General features: G+C 47.5%; 2 protein-coding genes. One reads left to right on the top strand and one right to left on the bottom strand.

The features are described from left to right. Positions 1 to 120: 120 nt before the first annotated feature. On the bottom strand, positions 121 to 729 hold the full coding sequence (locus NW860_RS07295; protein ID WP_414513354.1) for a glycosyltransferase family 2 protein: 609 nt from the start codon (positions 727 to 729) through the stop codon (positions 121 to 123). Positions 730 to 929: 200 nt separating this feature from the next. Between NW860_RS07295 and NW860_RS07290 the strand changes: the two genes are divergently transcribed. Beyond that, a partial coding sequence (locus NW860_RS07290; protein WP_414513352.1) for a glycosyltransferase occupies positions 930 to 1685 on the top strand: 756 nt, incomplete at its 3' end.

Genomic DNA, 1685 nt, shown 5'->3' with positions numbered 1-1685 from the left:
CCCGAATAGGATTAGACTTTGAGCGCCACCAGTAGTCAGGAAAGTTTCCCAGTTGAGCATACTTTTTATAGTAGTTTTGAAAGCCGCAGTTTAAGTAGTGCAAAATAGAGGGGAATGATGTTACCAAGGTATGACATTCTGGAATATCAAAGCTTGTACGCTATTGGGTAAGAGAGTGGGATGGATCCGAGCTGCTGACTTTCCATTTTGGTAAGCTAAAAAGTATTGACTCTTGCCGGAAACTCTCTGAAACTCAGTACAGAGCCCTGGCTCTAAGGCAGCAGGGTTTTTCTTAAATAGAGTGACATCGCGAAAATAGTCCTCGACTTCAAATACTTCAGGAGCTGCTTCGTGGTTTAGGAACGTAACCTGGAATATATCGTCGCTTACTTGATCAAACCAATCCAAAGCCATCATCTGGCCAGGATAAAAAAGCTCGTCTCCATCAATATGAAGAATCCAGTCCATGCCCTGATCCAGGGCAAGTTGTATAGCAGTTTCTACGTTAAGGATCTGGCAAGCCATGACCTCATAGCCAGTATGAGGGCCATATTTTGGATAGAGAACATTTCCCAATGCTTGTTGAACTTGCAAAGCTTCATCGTTGTGAATAGCCGTTACATCGGAAAACTGAAGTGCTACCTGAATAGCGGGATCCTCTGGATCGTCAAAGAAGATATAAATATGGGCAATTCCAAGGGCAAGGTGATAGCGAATGAACGACTCCAAGCACACGCCTGGATCCCGAACAGTGGTAATTATGCAAACTCTGGCCATGGTGGAGCTGCAAGCCTTTAGGTGAATTGCTTGGCTCCTAGCCAAGTATTGATAGTGAAGCGGCTATCAGCGAAGGCTTGGCTAGGGCTAAATACCGGCAGGATCTCATGTAGGCAACTGCTGGAGGGGAAGATTATGACCTGTTTGACTTTGTGCAGCAATCTAAGCAGATTCCAGACAAGGAGTTTGACCTAGTTGTCGTTTGGACTTCGAGCTTCGACTACAGCAATCCTCTTAATACCAAAAAGTTTGGCTGTCCAACTGTTTTACTGGCTGGAGACACCCACCACTGGGAGTTTCCCATCAACCATCTCTTGGCCTACTGGGCTACTGAAGGCTTTGATTACGTCGCTACTGCCTATAACTTCCAGCATTTGCACTGGTTTGCCGCAGCAGGCGCTGAGAATCTTGCCTGGTTGCCTCTTATCTCCATGCGCACTGTTACCCACGATTGGGTGGAAGATAGAGAAAATCAAGTGGTCTTTATCGGCCAACAGGGATCCCGCCATCCCAGGCGTTGCCGGCTGGTTCAAGCCATAAAGAATGCAGATTTGCCCATCCTCATCAAAACAGCCAACCGCCAAGAGGCAGCCAAATGGTTTGCCCATTCTCTGATTTCCTTTAACTGCAGCCAAAATGGGGATCTGAACTTAAGGAACTTGGAAGTGATTTCTGCAGGGGGCTTTCTGCTTACTGACCAGCTCTCCTTCGCCTCAGGATTGGACGAACTTTTGGCGCCCGGCACCTACTGCGACACCTACAACTCCGAAGCCGAACTCCTGGAAAAAGTTCGCTACTACCTAGACCATCCCCAAGAAGCCATTCAAATTGCCCGCCGCGCTTACCACACCTATGATGAAAAGAGGCATACCCGCAACCGCATACAGAACCAGCTCGACTGGCTGTTT

It is taken from the genome of Synechococcus sp. F70.1, from assembly GCF_047502745.1.
Classification (GTDB): Bacteria; Cyanobacteriota; Cyanobacteriia; order Thermostichales; family Thermostichaceae; genus Thermostichus.
This window is presented reverse-complemented; position numbering and strand designations above follow the sequence as displayed.